Here is a 16,224-nt window from a genome sequence, read left to right as displayed (position 1 = left end):
CGTGGTTGCCAAGATCGTCAAGTAAGTGCCTGCAATCCGGTGACTTCGGTCGCCGGGTTCATACGAATGGCGGGCCGGCTGAACCTCGGTCCGCCTTCGTTGTCTCAGGGTGTGCGGTAACGAGTACATACGCCAGTAGCTCAATTGGCAGAGCAGCGGTCTCCAAAACCGCAGGTTGGGGGTTCGAGTCCCTCCTGGCGTGCCACTCCTCTTTCCGGCCCAGCGATTCGGGTCAGATCGGTAACTAGAGCCGGATGAATAGCAAAATCGAGCCGTCCAAGAGCGCGTCGTCCGCTAGCGCTGATATTGTCAAATACGTCATCTCCGCGATCCTGGTGGTTGCGGGGTTGTTTGTGTGGTTCTGGTTTTCAACACCGGAGCGTGCCACCCAATTTGGAGCCTGGACCCCGCAGCTGCGTGCCCTGGCTGTGATCGTGGGTCTGGTGGCCGGCGCATTTGTGTTTCTGGGAACCGGCAAGGGCCGGGAAACCCGCGAATTTATGTCCGAATCCAGGTTCGAGCTGCGCAAGGTGGTCTGGCCAACACGCCAGGAAGCCATCCGCACCACCTGGGTCGTTATTGTTGTTGTGATCATTCTGAGTTTGCTGTTGGGCGGCTTCGACTTTGTCATCCAGAAGCTCACGCAGTGGTTCCTGGCTCGTTGAGGAGAATCAAGCAGTGAAGCGTTGGTATGTCGTTCACGCCTATTCAGGCTTCGAAAAATCCGTTGCGCAGGCTCTACGCGACCGCATCGCGCGCACCGAAATGGAAGAGCGTTTCGGCGACGTGCTGGTGCCGACCGAAGAGGTCATCGAGATGCGCGCCGGGCAGAAGCGCCGCTCCGAGCGCAAGTTCTTCCCCGGCTATGTGCTGGTGCAGATCGAGACGCATGACGAGGCCGGTATTCCGCGCATCGATAACGAAAGCTGGCATCTGGTGAAGGAAACCCCGAAGGTCATGGGGTTCATCGGCGGCACCGCCGACCGTCCGTTGCCGATTCGCGATGAAGAAGCCGATGCGATCCTGCAGCGCGTGCAGGACGGTGTCGAAAAGCCGCGTCCGAAGGTGTTGTTCGAGCCTGGCCAGATGGTGCGTGTCACCGACGGCCCGTTCAACGACTTCAACGGCGTGGTGGAAGAAGTCAACTACGAGAAGAGCAGGCTGCGTGTCGCGGTGCTGATCTTCGGTCGCTCCACGCCGGTCGAGCTCGAGTTCGGCCAGGTCGAGAAGGGCTGACCTTGGCGGGTGCCTGCTAGGCACCCTTGCCAATTGCTGCTATAGTGCGCGGCTCGCTTACCTGGCGACCGCCGGGAAACAATGGCTGCCGTGCGGCGGCCATCTGCGCATTGTCAAAACGCGAAACCGGGACGCGTGATTCTCCCGGTCCGATGGGGAGCCTGTTGTTCAGGCGCTAGCACCCGGAGAGTATTGAAATGGCTAAGAAAGTAGTTGCTTACATCAAGTTGCAGGTCAAGGCCGGACAGGCCAATCCTGCGCCGCCGGTCGGTCCTGCACTGGGTCAGCGCGGTCTGAACATCATGGAGTTCTGCAAGGCGTTCAATGCCGCGACCTCCAAGCTGGAGCCGGGCCTGCCGACGCCGGTGATCATCACCGCGTACTCGGACCGTACCTTCACCTTCATTACCAAGAGCACCCCGGCCAGCGTGCTGCTCAAGAAGGCTGCCGGCGTGACCTCCGGGTCCAAGCGCCCGAACACCGACAAGGTGGGCAAGGTGACGCGTAAGCAGCTGGAAGAGATCGCCAAGGTCAAGGAAGCCGATCTCACGGCGGCCGAGCTGGAAGCGGCAGTGCGCACGATTGCGGGTTCTGCCCGCAGCATGGGTTTGACGGTGGAGGGCTAAGACATGGCACAGAGCAAGCGCGTGAAGGCCATTGCGGCCGCTGTCGTTCCGGGCAAGACCTATGCCTTCGAAGACGCAATCAAGATCCTGAAGACCTCCACCAAGGCCAAGTTCGTCGAGTCCATCGACGTCGCTGTGCGCCTGGGCGTGGACGCCAAGAAGTCCGACCAGCAGGTGCGCGGTTCCACCGTGTTGCCGGCCGGTACCGGCAAGAGCGTGCGTGTTGCAGTGTTCGCACCGGCTGGCGCCAAGGCTGACGAAGCCCTGGCTGCAGGCGCCGAAGCCGTGGGTATGGACGACCTGGCCGAGAAGATGCAGGCCGGCGATCTGAACTACGACGTGGTCATCGCGACCCCGGACGCCATGCGCGTCGTCGGTAAGCTCGGCACCCTGCTGGGTCCGCGCGGCCTGATGCCGAACCCGAAGGTCGGGACGGTTTCCCCGAACCCGGGTGAAGCGGTCAAGAACGCCAAGTCGGGTCAGGTGCGCTACCGCACCGACAAGGCCGGCATCATCCACTGCACCATCGGCAAGGCCAGCTTCGACGACGAAGCGCTGAAGTCGAATCTGCAGGCGCTGCTGCTGGACCTGGTCAAGGCCAAGCCGGCCACCTCCAAGGGTACCTATCTGCAGAAGGTGTCGGTCAGCTCGACCATGGGTCCCGGCGTGACCGTGGATCAGTCGAGCCTGTCGCTGAAGTAATGCAGTGCGTCAGGCGTGTCACACGCTTGACGTGGTGTTGCAGTAATGCATTGTTTTTCCGGCCCGGGTCACCGTGTGCTGGGAGTCCGTTCCCTCCTTTGGGGAAACGGACATTTTGAAGGCGATCGCCGGTACTGCCGGCGGTAGCCGTCAAAGACCGCAGGCGCGGTCAGCGCAGATCGACGACGGGCAGGGATGCTCGCACTGGCATGGAGTCGCCGTCGAGACAGCGGGATCGCTTGATTGGTTCGTCAGAGCCGGCCGGCGTAGATGGTGTCGCCCTTCTGGAGTTTTCTGGTTAACGCGCTTCTGGGGCAACCCGGATCGAGCCCACTCCAGGTCTAGAACGGCCACCAAAGGAACATCGGTCGATGTTCCCGGCTTCCAGGAAGGAGGCTGCCCTGGACCGCAACCGGCAGGAGCCGCGAGCGGAGTAGTTTGAAGCGGGGATGAGGGATTCGGTATTGGGGATTTGCAGGAGCTGCTTCATGGCTTTCGACGAATCACCAGTCACCAATCACCAATCCCGGCTTTAACGGAGGAGTGCAATGGCTCTCAATCTGTCTCAGAAGCAAGAAGTAGTCGCCGAGCTGGCAGACATCGCCGCCAAGGCCCACTCCTTGATCGCCGCCGAATACGCTGGCATCACGGTCTCTCAGATGACCGCGATGCGCAAGCAGGCTCGCGAAACCGGCGTGTTCTTGAAAGTTGTCAAGAACACCCTGGCCGTGCGCGCCGTTGAAGGTACTGATTTCGCTGTCGCTGCTGACAAGCTGGTCGGTCCTTTGCTGTATGCGTTTTCGATGGAGGAGCCCGGCGCTGCCGGTCGCCTGATCAAGGAATTTGCCAAGGGCAACGACAAGTTGCAGGCCAAGGTCGTGTCCATCGGCGGGGAACTGTTCCCGGCCAGTCATGTGGACGTGTTGGCATCACTGCCGACCCGCGACCAGGCTCTGGCCATGTTGGCCCGCGTGCTGTCCGAACCGGCTGCCATGTTCGCCCGTGCCGTCAAGGCCGTTGGCGACAAGCAGGGTGGTGGCGACGAAGCCGCCGCGCCGGTCGCCGAGACTGCCGAAGCTTGATGTCCTAGCGTTCGCTAGAACCCCAATCCAGAAAATCATTTAAAGGTAATCACAATGTCCCTTACCAACGAACAGATCGTCGACGCCATCGCCGAGAAGTCCCTGATGGAAGTGATGGAGCTGGTCAAGGCCATCGAAGAAAAGTTCGGCGTCTCCGCCGCTGCCCCGGTCGCAGCTGCTGCTGCCGGCCCGGCTGCCGTGGTCGAAGAGCAGACCGAATTCAACGTGGTGCTGGTCAGCTGCGGCGCCAACAAGGTTGGCGTCATTAAGGCCGTCCGTGCCGTGACCGGCCTGGGTCTGAAGGAAGCCAAGGATCTGACCGAAGCTGGCGGCATCTTGAAGGAAGGCGCCACCAAGGACGAAGCCGAGAAGATCAAGAAGGAACTGACCGAAGCCGGCGCGACCGTCGAAGTCAAGTAAGCGGCATCTTGCATCGCCCGCGTTTCATGGTGATGCACTGAAGGCTGGGGGCGTAAAGCCCCCGGCCTTTGGCCGTTCCGGAGAGGTGTCATTCCGGAGAGCCAAATCCAACTCGCAGTCTCAAGGAGTTGGTAGTTGGAAGTAGCAGGAGAAGGCGTGCTGGTGCCGGCAATACCAGCGACTTCCAACTGACAACTTTTGTTATTTCAGGGCCGCCGCAACGCGGCCCCCGCAGCCCAGGGTGGAAGACCTCATGACGTCTTATTCGTTCACCGAAAAGAAGCGTATCCGCAAGGACTTCGGCAAGCAGCGCTCGATTCTCGAAGTGCCGTTCCTGCTTGCCATCCAGGTGGATTCCTACCGCGAATTCCTGCAGGAAGACGTGGAGCCCAACAAGCGCAAGGACCTCGGTCTGCACGCGGCTCTGAAGTCGGTGTTCCCGATTTCCAGCTACAGCGGCAACGCCGCGCTGGAATACGTTGGTTACAAGTTGGGCGAGCCCGTGTTTGACGAGCGTGAATGCCGTCAGCGCGGCATGAGCTATGGCGCGCCGCTGCGCGTGACCGTGCGCCTGGTGATCTACGACCGCGAGTCGTCGACCAAGGCGATCAAGTACGTGAAGGAGCAGGAGGTCTATCTCGGCGAAATTCCGCTGATGACCGAAAACGGCACCTTCATCGTCAACGGTACCGAGCGCGTGATCGTCTCGCAGCTGCACCGTTCGCCGGGTGTGTTCTTCGACCACGACCGTGGCAAGACCCACAGCTCGGGCAAGCTGCTGTACAGCGCCCGCATCATTCCGTACCGCGGTTCCTGGCTGGACTTCGAGTTCGACCCGAAGGATGCGCTGTTCACCCGTATCGACCGTCGCCGCAAGCTGCCGGTCTCGATCCTGCTGCGTGCGCTTGGCTACAACAACGAAGAGATGTTGGCCGAGTTCTTCGAGATCAACACGTTCCACATCAACCCCGATGAAGGCGTGCAGCTGGAGCTGGTGCCGGAGCGTCTGCGTGGCGAAACGCTGAACTTCGACCTGGCCGATGGCGACAAGGTCATCGTGGAAGCCGGCAAGCGCATCACCGCGCGTCACGTCAAGCAGCTTGAAGCCGCCGGCGTTGCCGCGCTGGCCGTGCCGGACGACTACCTGGTCGGCCGCATCCTGTCGCACGACGTGGTCGATGGGTCGACCGGCGAGCTGCTGGCCAATGCCAACGACGAAATCAGCGAAGACCAGCTGGCTGCGTTCCGCAAGGCCGGCGTCGATGCCGTGGGCACCCTGTGGGTGAACGACCTGGATCGTGGCCCGTACCTGTCCAACACCTTGCGTATCGACCCGACCAAGACGCAGCTGGAAGCGCTGGTCGAGATCTACCGCATGATGCGTCCGGGCGAGCCGCCGACCAAGGAAGCCGCGCAGAACCTGTTCCACAACCTGTTCTTCACCTTCGAGCGCTACGACCTGTCCACGGTCGGCCGGATGAAGTTCAACCGTCGTGTCGGCCGCAAGGAAGTGCTGGGCGAGTCGGTGCTGTACGACAAGAAGTACTTTGCCGAGCGTAACGACGAAGAATCCAAGCGTCTGGTCGCCGAGCACGCCGACACCTCCGACATCCTGGAAGTGATCAAGGTGCTGACCGAGATCCGCAACGGTCGCGGCGTGGTCGATGACATCGATCACCTGGGCAACCGTCGCGTGCGTTCGGTCGGCGAAATGGCCGAGAACGTGTTCCGCGTCGGCCTGGTCCGCGTCGAGCGCGCGGTCAAGGAGCGTCTGTCGATGGCCGAATCCGAAGGTCTGACCCCGCAGGAACTGATCAACGCCAAGCCAGTGGCTGCCGCAATCAAGGAGTTCTTCGGCTCCTCGCAGCTGTCGCAGTTCATGGACCAGAACAACCCGCTGTCGGAAGTGACGCACAAGCGTCGCGTCTCCGCGCTGGGCCCGGGCGGTCTGACCCGCGAGCGCGCCGGCTTCGAAGTGCGCGACGTGCATCCGACCCATTACGGCCGCGTCTGCACCATCGAAACACCGGAAGGCCCGAACATCGGCCTGATCAATTCGCTGGCCGTGTTCGCCCGCACCAACCAGTACGGCTTCCTTGAGACGCCGTACCGTAAGGTGCTGGACGGCAAGGTCTCCGACGACGTCGAGTACCTGTCGGCGATCGAGGAAAACGAGTACGTGATCGCGCAGGCGAATGCGCTGACCGACGCTAAGAACATGCTCACCGAGCAGTTCGTGCCGTGCCGGTTCCAGGGCGAGTCGCTGCTCAAGCCGCCGGCTGAAGTGCACTTCATGGACGTCTCGCCGATGCAGACCGTGTCGGTCGCCGCGGCGCTGGTGCCGTTCCTGGAACACGATGACGCAAACCGCGCACTGATGGGCGCCAACATGCAGCGCCAGGCCGTGCCGACGCTGCGTTCGCAGAAGCCGTTGGTGGGTACCGGTATCGAGCGTGCGGTTGCGCGCGACTCGGGCGTGACCGTGAATGCCCGCCGTGGTGGTGTGATCGAGCAGATCGACGCCGCACGCATCGTGGTCAAGGTCAATGAGGCAGAAATTGGCGGCGGCACCGATGCCGGCGTGGATATCTACAACCTGATCAAGTACACCCGCTCCAACCAGAACACCTGCATCAACCAGCGTCCGCTGGTGAACGTGGGTGACGTGATCGCGCGCGGCGACGTGCTGGCCGACGGCCCGTCCACCGACATCGGTGAACTGGCGCTGGGTCAGAACATGCTGATCGCCTTCATGCCCTGGAACGGCTACAACTTCGAAGACTCCATCCTGCTCTCCGAGCGCGTGGTGGAAGAGGATCGCTACACCACGATCCACATCGAAGAACTGACCTGCGTTGCGCGTGACACCAAGCTGGGGCCGGAGGAAATTTCCGCCGACATCCCGAACGTGTCCGAGCAGGCGTTGAACCGTCTGGATGAAAGCGGCGTGGTGTACATCGGTGCAGAAGTGCGCGCCGGCGACATCATGGTCGGCAAGGTCACGCCGAAGGGCGAGAGCCAGCTGACCCCGGAAGAAAAGCTGCTGCGTGCGATCTTCGGTGAGAAGGCGTCCGACGTGAAGGACAGCTCGCTGCGCGTGCCCCCGGGCATGGACGGCACCGTCATCGACGTGCAGGTCTTCACCCGCGACGGCATCGAGAAGGACAAGCGTGCGCGCCAGATCGAGGAATCCGAGATCAAGCGCGTCAAGAAGGACTTCGACGACCAGTTCCGCATCCTTGAAGCGGCCATCTACGCACGGTTGAGGTCCCAGATCGTGGGCAAGGTCGCCAATGGCGGTCCGAACCTGAAGAAGGGCGACAACGTCACCGACGCGTACCTGGACGGCCTGAAGAAGTCCGACTGGTTCCAGCTGCGCATGAAGGACGACGACGCAGCCGATGCGATCGAACGCGCGCAGAAGCAGATCCAGGCGCACGAGAAGGAATTCGAAGCACGCTTCGCCGACAAGCGCGGCAAGATCACCCAGGGCGATGACCTCGCACCGGGCGTGCTGAAGATGGTCAAGGTGTTCCTGGCGGTGAAGCGCCGCATCCAGCCGGGCGACAAGATGGCAGGCCGCCACGGCAACAAGGGTGTGGTCTCCAACGTCGTGCCTGTCGAGGACATGCCGTACATGGCCACCGGCGAGCCGGTCGACATCGTGCTGAACCCGCTGGGCGTGCCGTCGCGTATGAATATCGGCCAGATCCTGGAAGTGCATCTGGGCTGGGCAGCCAAGGGCCTGGGTCGCAAGATCCAGCGCATGCTGGAAGCCCAGACCGCGGTCAGCGAGCTGCGCAAGTTCCTTGATGACATCTACAACCACGACAGCGCGATCAATGCCGAGCGCGTGGACCTGTCGCAGTTCAGCGATGAGGAATTGCTCAACCTGGGCAAGAACCTGATCGATGGCGTGCCGATGGCCACCCCGGTGTTCGACGGTGCCAGCGAAGCGGAAATCAAGCGCATGCTGGAACTGGCCGAACTGCCGCAGAGCGGTCAGACCCAGCTGTACGACGGTCGCACCGGCGAAGCGTTTGATCGCAAGACCACGGTTGGCTACATGCATTACCTGAAGTTGAACCACTTGGTCGACGACAAGATGCATGCCCGCTCGACCGGCCCGTACTCGCTTGTTACCCAGCAGCCGCTGGGCGGCAAGGCGCAGTTCGGTGGTCAGCGCTTCGGTGAGATGGAAGTCTGGGCGCTGGAAGCCTACGGCGCGGCCTACACCCTGCAGGAAATGCTGACGGTGAAGTCCGACGACGTGCAGGGCCGCAACCAGATGTACAAGAACATCGTCGATGGTGAGCACGAGATGGTCGCGGGCATGCCGGAATCCTTCAACGTGTTGGTGAAGGAAATCCGCTCGCTGGCGATCAACATGGAACTGGAAGAGTGATCGGACAGGACCCGGGTGCCGCCACGTGGCGCCCGGTGTCCTCCCGCATGACCGCCTGTTTCATCTCAGATACGAAATTCCTCCGACCCGGAGATATCAAATGAAAGACCTGCTCAATCTCTTCAATCAGCAGCGCCAGACGCTGGATTTCGATGCGATCAAGATCGCGCTGGCGTCGCCGGACCTGATTCGTTCGTGGTCCTACGGCGAAGTGAAGAAGCCCGAAACCATCAACTACCGGACCTTCAAGCCCGAGCGTGACGGCCTGTTCTGCGCCGCCATCTTCGGACCGATCAAGGACTACGAGTGCCTGTGCGGCAAGTACAAGCGCATGAAGCACCGTGGCGTGGTCTGCGAAAAGTGCGGCACCGAAGTCACCCTGGCCAAGGTGCGTCGCGAGCGCATGGGTCACATCGACCTGGCCTCGCCGGTCGCGCACATCTGGTTCCTCAAGTCGCTGCCGTCGCGCATCGGCCTGATGCTGGACATGACCCTGCGTGACATCGAGCGCGTGCTGTACTTCGAAGCCTATGTCGTCACCGAACCGGGCCTGACCCCGCTCGAGCGCCGCCAGCTGCTGACCGAAGAGCAGTATCTGACCGCACGCCAGGAGTACAACGATGACTTCGACGCCGCCATGGGCGCCGAGGCCGTGTACGAACTGCTGCGCACGATCGACCTGCAGTCGGAAATGACCCGTCTGCGCGAAGAAATCGCCAGCACCGGTTCGGAAACCAAGCTCAAGCGCCTCACCAAGCGCATCAAGCTGATCGAAGCCTTCCTGGAATCGGGTAACCGTCCGGAGTGGATGGTCATGACCGTGCTGCCCGTGCTGCCGCCGGACCTGCGTCCGCTGGTGCCGCTGGATGGCGGCCGCTTCGCGACCTCGGATCTGAACGATCTGTACCGCCGCGTGATCAACCGCAACAACCGTCTGCGCCGCCTGCTGGAGCTCAACGCTCCGGACATCATCGTGCGCAACGAAAAGCGCATGCTGCAGGAATCGGTGGATGCGCTGCTGGACAACGGCCGTCGCGGTCGTGCCATCACCGGCACCAACAAGCGTCCGCTGAAGTCGCTGGCCGACATGATCAAGGGCAAGCAGGGCCGGTTCCGTCAGAACCTGCTCGGCAAGCGCGTGGACTACTCCGGCCGTTCGGTCATCACCGTCGGTCCGTACCTCAAGCTGCACCAGTGCGGCCTGCCGAAGAAGATGGCGCTGGAGCTGTTCAAGCCGTTCGTGTTCGCCAAGCTGCAGCGTCGCGGCCTGGCGACCACCATCAAGGCCGCCAAGAAGCTGGTCGAGCGCGAAGAAGCCGAAGTCTGGGACATCCTGGAAGAGGTGATCCGCGAGCATCCGGTGCTGCTGAACCGTGCGCCGACCCTGCACCGTCTGGGCATCCAGGCGTTCGAGCCGGTGTTGATCGAAGGCAAGGCCATCCAGCTGCATCCGCTGGTCTGCACCGCGTTCAACGCCGACTTCGACGGTGACCAGATGGCCGTCCACGTGCCGCTCTCGCTGGAAGCCCAGCTGGAAGCGCGTGCGCTGATGATGTCCACCAACAACATCCTGTCGCCGGCCAACGGCGAGCCGATCATCGTGCCGTCGCAGGACGTCGTGTTGGGCCTGTACTACATGAGCCGCGCCCTGGAGAACAAGAAGGGCGAGGGCATGGTGTTTGCCAACACCAGCGAAGTGAAGCGCGCCTACGACAACCGCGTGGTGGAACTGCACGCCAAGGTCAAGGTCCGCATCACCCAGGTGGACGTCGACACCGTCGATGGCAAGCGCACCAGCGGCACCTCGATCGTGGATACCACAGTCGGCCGTGCGCTGCTGAGCGAAATCCTGCCCGAAGGCCTGCCGTTCCAGCTGGCCAACACCGAGATGACCAAGAAGAACATCTCGCGTCTGATCAACTCCAGCTACCGACTGCTGGGCTTGAAGGACACGGTCGTGTTCGCCGACAAGCTGATGTACACCGGCTATGCCTACGCAACCCGCGCAGGCGTGTCGATCGGCATCGACGACATGCTGATCCCGGACGAGAAGAAGGGCATCCTCACCGAGGCAGAAGCCGAAGTGCTGGAAATCCAGGAGCAGTACCAGTCCGGTCTGGTCACCGCCGGCGAGCGCTACAACAAGGTCGTGGACATCTGGTCGCGTACCAGCGAGCGCATCGCCAAGGCGATGATGGACACCATCGGTACCGAGAAGGTTGAAAATGCCAAGGGCGAAACCATCGACCAGAAGTCGATGAACTCGCTCTACATCATGGCCGACTCCGGTGCCCGTGGTAGCCAGGCGCAGATCCGTCAGCTGGCCGGTATGCGCGGCCTGATGGCGCGTCCGGACGGCTCGATCATCGAGACGCCCATCAAGGCGAACTTCCGCGAAGGCTTGAACGTGCAGGAGTACTTCAACTCCACCCACGGTGCCCGTAAGGGTCTAGCCGATACCGCGTTGAAGACGGCGAACTCGGGTTACCTGACCCGTCGTCTGGTCGACGTGGCGCAGGACGTGGTGATCACCGAAGTCGATTGCGGCACCACCGAAGGGTTGATCATGACCCCGATCGTGGAAGGCGGCGACGTCGTGGAGCCGTTGAAGGAGCGCGTGCTTGGCCGTGTCGTGGCCGAGGACGTGTACCTGCCGGGCAACGACGAAGAGCCGATCGTCACCCGCAACACGCTGCTCGACGAAGCCTGGGTTGCCAAGCTGGAAGACGCCAGCGTGCAGTCGGTGAAGGTGCGTTCGACCATCAGCTGCGAATCCTCGTTCGGCGTGTGCGCACGCTGCTACGGCCGCGATCTCGCACGTGGTCACCAGGTCAACATCGGCGAAGCGGTCGGCGTCATCGCCGCGCAGTCGATCGGTGAGCCGGGTACCCAGCTGACCATGCGTACGTTCCACATCGGTGGTGCGGCATCGCGTGCGGCTGCGGTGGACAACATCACCGTCAAGACCACCGGTTCGGTGAAGTTCAACAACCTCAAGTCGGTGGCGCATGCCAGCGGCGCACTGGTTGCGGTCTCGCGTTCGGGCGAACTGTCCGTGCTCGACGGCCATGGCCGTGAGCGTGAGCGTTACAAGCTGCCCTACGGTGCCACCATCACCGCCAAGGATGGTGATGCAGTCAAGGCCGGTCAGGCCGTGGCCAATTGGGATCCGCATAACCACCCGATCGTGTCGGAAGTGGCCGGTTTCATTCGCTTCATCGACTTCGTCGACGGCGTCACCGTCATCGAGAAGACCGACGAACTGACCGGTCTGGCGTCGCGCGAAATCACCGACCCGAAGCGTCGTGGTGCCCAGGCCAAGGAGCTGCGCCCGATCGTGCGCATCGTCGATGCCAAGGGCAATGATCTGACCATTCCGAACACGGATCTGCCGGCGCAGTACCTGCTGCCGCCGCGCTCGATCGTCAACCTGCAGGACGGCGCAGCCGTCGGCGTGGGCGACGTGGTGGCGAAGATCCCGCAGGAAGCGTCGAAGACCCGCGACATCACCGGTGGTCTGCCGCGCGTGGCCGATCTGTTCGAAGCACGCAAGCCGAAGGATCCTGCGATCCTGGCCGAGCGCTCGGGCATCATCAGCTTCGGTAAGGACACCAAGGGCAAGCAGCGTCTGATCATCAAGGACACCGATGGCAGCGAACACGAAGAGCTGATCCCCAAGTACCGCCAGATCATCGTGTTCGAAGGCGAACACGTGACCAAGGGCGAGACCGTGGTGGACGGCGAGCCGAGCCCGCAGGACATCCTGCGTCTGCTGGGTGTCGAGCCGCTGGCCGCGTATCTGGTCAAGGAAATCCAGGACGTGTACCGCCTGCAAGGCGTGAAGATCAACGACAAGCACATCGAGGTGATCACTCGCCAGATGCTGCGTAAGGTCGAGATCACCGATCAGGGCAACAGCAAGTTCCTCAACGGCGAGCAGGTCGAGCGTCAGCGGGTCATCGAGGAAAATGCACGCCTGGTCACGCGCAACGAGCTGCCGGCCAAGTACGACCCGGTGCTGCTGGGTATCACCAAGGCCTCGCTGGCCACCGAGTCGTTCATCTCGGCGGCGTCGTTCCAGGAGACCACACGCGTGTTGACCGAGGCTGCCGTCCGCGGCACCCGCGACAACCTGCGCGGTCTGAAGGAAAACGTCATCGTGGGTCGTCTGATTCCGGCCGGTACCGGTCTGGCGTATCACGCCGGTCGCCGCAAGGCATCGGGTCTGACCGACTCGGAAATGGAAACGCTGTCCGGCAAGCCGGCAGTGGCTGAACCGGTCGCGACCGTGGCCGACGCTGGTGCGGACGAGGAGTAAGCGCTCCGACGGCGGCCGCAAGGCCGCCGGTAGCCAAGCGAAAAGGAGGGCAGGAGGCCCTCCGTTTTCCGGCCTTTGGATGGGCCAGCAGGGTTAGATTTCCGTGAAGTTGACGGAGTTTCGTCCTGCCAGCTATACTTCCCTGTCTCGGCGGGCCGTTATTCGGCCTGCCTTCGTTTTCATGCAAGGCCGTTTTTTGGCCTCCAATCAGAAGAATCGACTGATGGCAACGATTAATCAGCTGGTCCGCAAGCCTCGGCAGGCGACCACCTACAAGAGTGCCTCCCCGGCACTGGACAAGTGTCCGCAGCGCCGTGGCGTTTGCACACGCGTCTATACCACAACCCCGAAGAAGCCGAACTCGGCCCTTCGCAAGGTCGCCAAGGTGCGCCTGACGAACCAGGAAGAGGTCATCAGCTACATCGGTGGTGAAGGCCACAACCTGCAGGAGCACTCCGTGGTCCTGATTCGTGGTGGTCGCGTCAAGGATCTTCCCGGTGTGCGTTATCACACCGTCCGTGGTTCGCTGGACGCCGCCGGCGTCGCAAAGCGCCGTCAAGGTCGTTCCAAGTACGGCGCCAAGCGCCCGAAGAGCTAAGGAAATACACCAATGTCCCGTAAAGGTTCTACTCCGCAGCGCACCGTCCTGCCTGATCCAAAGCATGGCAGCGAAACCATTGCCCGCTTCATCAATATGGTGATGCAAAGTGGCAAGAAGTCGGTTGCTGAGAAAATTGTCTATGGCGCAATGGACGTCATTGGCGAAAAGAATCCGAATGCCGTCGAGCTAGTGCAGAAAGCACTGGACAACGTGGCCCCGGCTGTCGAAGTCAAATCGCGTCGCGTCGGTGGTGCTACCTATCAGGTGCCCGTCGAAGTGCGCTCCTCCCGTCGCATGGCGCTGGCAATGCGCTGGTTGATCGATTCCGCGCGCAAGCGTGGTGAGAACACCATGCCGCGCAAGCTGGCTGCAGAACTGTTGGACGCCTCGGAAAGCCGTGGCGGCGCGATCAAGAAGCGCGAAGAGACTCACCGTATGGCGGAGGCGAACAAGGCGTTCGCACATTACCGCTGGTGACCTCGGGGGCCTTGGTAACGGGGCCCTTCAGCACCATATGAGTGCTGTTTGCGACGCGCAAAGCGTCGCATCCAATCCGAAGGCCGCCGAAAGGCGGCGTTCGGCCATCCGAAATCCAAGAAATTGAGAGGCTCCCCGTGGCCCGTACCACTCCCATCGAGCGTTACCGCAACTTCGGCATCATGGCGCACATCGACGCCGGCAAGACCACCACGTCCGAGCGCATCCTGTTCTACACCGGCGTCAGTCACAAGATCGGCGAAGTCCATGACGGCGCTGCAGTGATGGACTGGATGGAGCAGGAGCAGGAGCGTGGCATCACCATCACCTCCGCTGCGACCACCGCATTCTGGACGGGTATGGACAAGTCCATGCCGCAGCACCGCTTCAACATCATCGATACCCCCGGGCACGTCGACTTCACCATCGAAGTGGAGCGTTCCTTGCGCGTGCTCGACGGTGCGGTGTTCGTGCTGTGCGCCGTGGGTGGCGTGCAGCCGCAGTCCGAGACCGTGTGGCGTCAGGCCAACAAGTACTCGGTGCCGCGCATGGCCTTCGTCAACAAGATGGACCGTACCGGTGCCAACTTCGACAAGGTCGTCGAGCAGCTGAAGGCCCGTCTGGGCGCTTATGCTGTGCCGATGCAGGTGCCGATCGGCGCCGAAGACGGCTTTGAGGGCGTGGTTGATCTGCTCAAGATGAAGGCGATCCATTGGGACACCGCTTCGCAGGGCACCACATTCGAATACCGCGACATTCCGGCCGATCTGGTCGATGTGGCGACCGAGGCGCGTTCGTTCATGGTCGAGGCGGCTGCTGAAGCCAGTGAAGCCCTGATGGACAAGTACCTCAACGACGGTGATCTGAGCGAAGACGAGATCCTGTCGGGTCTGCGCGAGCGCACTCTGAAGGTCGAGATCGTGCCGGTGTTCTGTGGCTCGGCGTTCAAGAACAAGGGCGTGCAGGCCATGCTCGACGGCGTCGTGCACCTGCTGCCGTCGCCTGCTGATCGTCCGCCGGTGCAGGGCATCGACGAGAACGAGAAGGAAGACACCCGTGATGCGACGGACACCGCGCCGTTCTCGGCACTGGCGTTCAAGATCATGACCGACCCGTTCGTCGGTTCGCTGACGTTCTTCCGTGTCTATTCGGGCACCTTGAACTCCGGCGACCAGGTCTACAACCCGGTCAAGTCGAAGAAGGAGCGCGTGGGCCGCATCCTGCAGATGCACTCCAACAATCGCGAAGAGATCAAGGAAGTGCGTGCGGGCGACATTGCCGCGGCTGTGGGCCTGAAGGACGTCACCACAGGTGACACCCTGTGCGCGCAGGACAAGATCATCACCCTGGAGCGCATGGTGTTCCCGGAGCCGGTGATCTCGATGGCGGTGGAGCCGAAGACCAAGTCGGACCAGGAAAAGATGGGCATGGCCCTGGGCCGTCTGGCGCAGGAAGATCCCTCGTTCCGCGTTAAGACTGACGAAGAATCCGGCCAGACCATCATCTCGGGCATGGGCGAGTTGCACCTGGACATCATCGTCGACCGCATGCGTCGCGAGTTCAATGTCGAGGCCAACGTCGGCAAGCCGCAGGTGGCCTACCGCGAAACGATCCGCAAGTCCGACGTCAAGTCCGACTACAAGCACGCCAAGCAGTCCGGTGGTAAGGGTCAGTACGGTCACGTGGTGATCGAGCTGTCGCCGATGACCGAAGAAGATCGCAAGAACGATAGCGTCAAGGACGATTTCCTCTTCATCAACGACATCACCGGCGGCATCATCCCGAAGGAATTCATCCCCTCGGTTGAAAAGGGTCTGCGCGAGACGATCACCAGTGGTCCGATCGCCGGCTTCCCGGTGGTGGGCGTGAAGGTCAAGCTGGTGTTCGGCTCGTACCACGACGTCGACTCCTCGGAAATGGCGTTCAAGCTGGCCGCGTCGATGGCGTTCAAGCAGGGCTTTGCGAAAGCCAGCCCGGTGTTGCTGGAGCCGATCATGAAGGTCGAAATCGTCAGTCCGGAGGATTACCTGGGTGACGTGATGGGCGACGTGAGCCGCCGTCGTGGCGTGTTGCAGGGTCAGGACGACAGCCCGTCGGGCAAGATCATCAACGCGATGATCCCGCTGGGTGAAATGTTCGGCTACGCGACCTCGCTGCGCTCGATGAGCCAGGGTCGCGCGACGTTCTCGATGGAATTCGACCACTACGAAGAGGCACCGGCCAACATCGCCGACGCCGTCACCAAGAAGGGCTGAGTTCGCTCAGCCGCTTCACAAAATTTTCCAATTTAGAGGTAGTTAGTCATGGCAAAAGCTAAATTCGAGCGCACCAAGCCGCACGTGAACGTCGGCACGATC

11 protein-coding genes and 1 tRNA gene are annotated in these 16,224 nt (G+C 61.9%); all 12 read left to right on the top strand.

What is annotated here, in order from left to right; genetic code table 11:
• The first annotated feature begins 129 nt into the window (after positions 1 to 129).
• The 12 genes from QRM89_RS21180 (at position 130) to fusA (ending at position 16,122) form a co-directional block, all read left to right on the top strand.
• A tRNA-Trp gene (locus tag QRM89_RS21180) sits at positions 130 to 205 on the top strand.
• Between the two features lie 49 nt (positions 206 to 254).
• Entirely contained in the window at positions 255 to 665 is a 411-nt protein-coding gene (gene secE, locus QRM89_RS21175; protein WP_014506812.1) for a preprotein translocase subunit SecE, read from the top strand.
• Between the two features lie 13 nt (positions 666 to 678).
• A complete protein-coding gene (gene nusG, locus QRM89_RS21170; RefSeq protein ID WP_011036113.1) occupies positions 679 to 1,236 on the top strand; it encodes a transcription termination/antitermination protein NusG in 558 nt (185 codons plus the stop codon).
• A 197-nt stretch (positions 1,237 to 1,433) separates the two neighbouring features.
• Entirely contained in the window at positions 1,434 to 1,862 is a 429-nt protein-coding gene (gene rplK / locus QRM89_RS21165; protein WP_014506814.1) for a 50S ribosomal protein L11, read from the top strand.
• A 3-nt stretch (positions 1,863 to 1,865) separates the two neighbouring features.
• Entirely contained in the window at positions 1,866 to 2,564 is a 699-nt protein-coding gene (gene rplA, locus QRM89_RS21160; protein ID WP_011036115.1) for a 50S ribosomal protein L1, read from the top strand.
• A gap of 548 nt (positions 2,565 to 3,112) precedes the next feature.
• A complete protein-coding gene (gene rplJ, locus QRM89_RS21155; protein WP_075286113.1) occupies positions 3,113 to 3,646 on the top strand; it encodes a 50S ribosomal protein L10 in 534 nt (177 codons plus the stop codon).
• A 54-nt stretch (positions 3,647 to 3,700) separates the two neighbouring features.
• A complete protein-coding gene (rplL, locus tag QRM89_RS21150) occupies positions 3,701 to 4,066 on the top strand; it encodes a 50S ribosomal protein L7/L12 (RefSeq protein ID WP_042596284.1) in 366 nt (121 codons plus the stop codon).
• Positions 4,067 to 4,319: 253 nt separating this feature from the next.
• The gene (gene rpoB / locus QRM89_RS21145) at positions 4,320 to 8,471 is read left to right on the top strand and encodes a DNA-directed RNA polymerase subunit beta (protein ID WP_014506816.1); all 4,152 of its coding nucleotides are present in this window, start codon (positions 4,320 to 4,322) and stop codon (positions 8,469 to 8,471) included.
• 100 nt (positions 8,472 to 8,571) lie between these two features.
• Positions 8,572 to 12,789: a DNA-directed RNA polymerase subunit beta' gene (gene rpoC, locus QRM89_RS21140; RefSeq protein ID WP_014506817.1), complete on the top strand. Its 4,218-nt coding sequence runs from the start codon at positions 8,572 to 8,574 to the stop codon at positions 12,787 to 12,789.
• 223 nt (positions 12,790 to 13,012) lie between these two features.
• Entirely contained in the window at positions 13,013 to 13,387 is a 375-nt protein-coding gene (gene rpsL / locus QRM89_RS21135) for a 30S ribosomal protein S12 (RefSeq protein ID WP_003469157.1), read from the top strand.
• 12 nt (positions 13,388 to 13,399) lie between these two features.
• Positions 13,400 to 13,867 carry a 30S ribosomal protein S7 gene (gene rpsG / locus QRM89_RS21130; protein ID WP_005993356.1) on the top strand — a complete coding sequence of 156 codons (468 nt, stop codon included), beginning with the start codon at positions 13,400 to 13,402 and terminating at the stop codon, positions 13,865 to 13,867.
• Between the two features lie 137 nt (positions 13,868 to 14,004).
• Entirely contained in the window at positions 14,005 to 16,122 is a 2,118-nt protein-coding gene (gene fusA, locus QRM89_RS21125) for an elongation factor G (protein ID WP_011036120.1), read from the top strand.
• Positions 16,123 to 16,224: the final 102 nt, after the last annotated feature.

Origin of the sequence: Xanthomonas sp. LMC-A-07 (assembly GCF_030208825.1) — a bacterium.
GTDB classification, from domain to species: domain Bacteria; phylum Pseudomonadota; class Gammaproteobacteria; order Xanthomonadales; family Xanthomonadaceae; genus Xanthomonas; species Xanthomonas campestris.
The sequence above is the reverse complement of the archived record's forward strand: the minus strand, read 5'-3'. Positions and strand labels throughout refer to the sequence as shown.

Bases quoted from the DNA above. Each gene is read 5' to 3' on its own strand.
- secE (WP_014506812.1), top strand. From the start codon at position 255: ATGAATAGCAAAATCGAGCCGTCCAAGAGCGCGTCGTCCGCTAGCGCT.
- rplK (WP_014506814.1), top strand. From the start codon at position 1,434: ATGGCTAAGAAAGTAGTTGCTTACATCAAGTTGCAGGTCAAGGCCGGA.
- rplA (WP_011036115.1), top strand. From the start codon at position 1,866: ATGGCACAGAGCAAGCGCGTGAAGGCCATTGCGGCCGCTGTCGTTCCG.
- rplJ (WP_075286113.1), top strand. From the start codon at position 3,113: ATGGCTCTCAATCTGTCTCAGAAGCAAGAAGTAGTCGCCGAGCTGGCA.
- rplL (WP_042596284.1), top strand. From the start codon at position 3,701: ATGTCCCTTACCAACGAACAGATCGTCGACGCCATCGCCGAGAAGTCC.
- rpoB (WP_014506816.1), top strand. From the start codon at position 4,320: ATGACGTCTTATTCGTTCACCGAAAAGAAGCGTATCCGCAAGGACTTC.
- rpoC (WP_014506817.1), top strand. From the start codon at position 8,572: ATGAAAGACCTGCTCAATCTCTTCAATCAGCAGCGCCAGACGCTGGAT.
- rpsL (WP_003469157.1), top strand. From the start codon at position 13,013: ATGGCAACGATTAATCAGCTGGTCCGCAAGCCTCGGCAGGCGACCACC.
- rpsG (WP_005993356.1), top strand. From the start codon at position 13,400: ATGTCCCGTAAAGGTTCTACTCCGCAGCGCACCGTCCTGCCTGATCCA.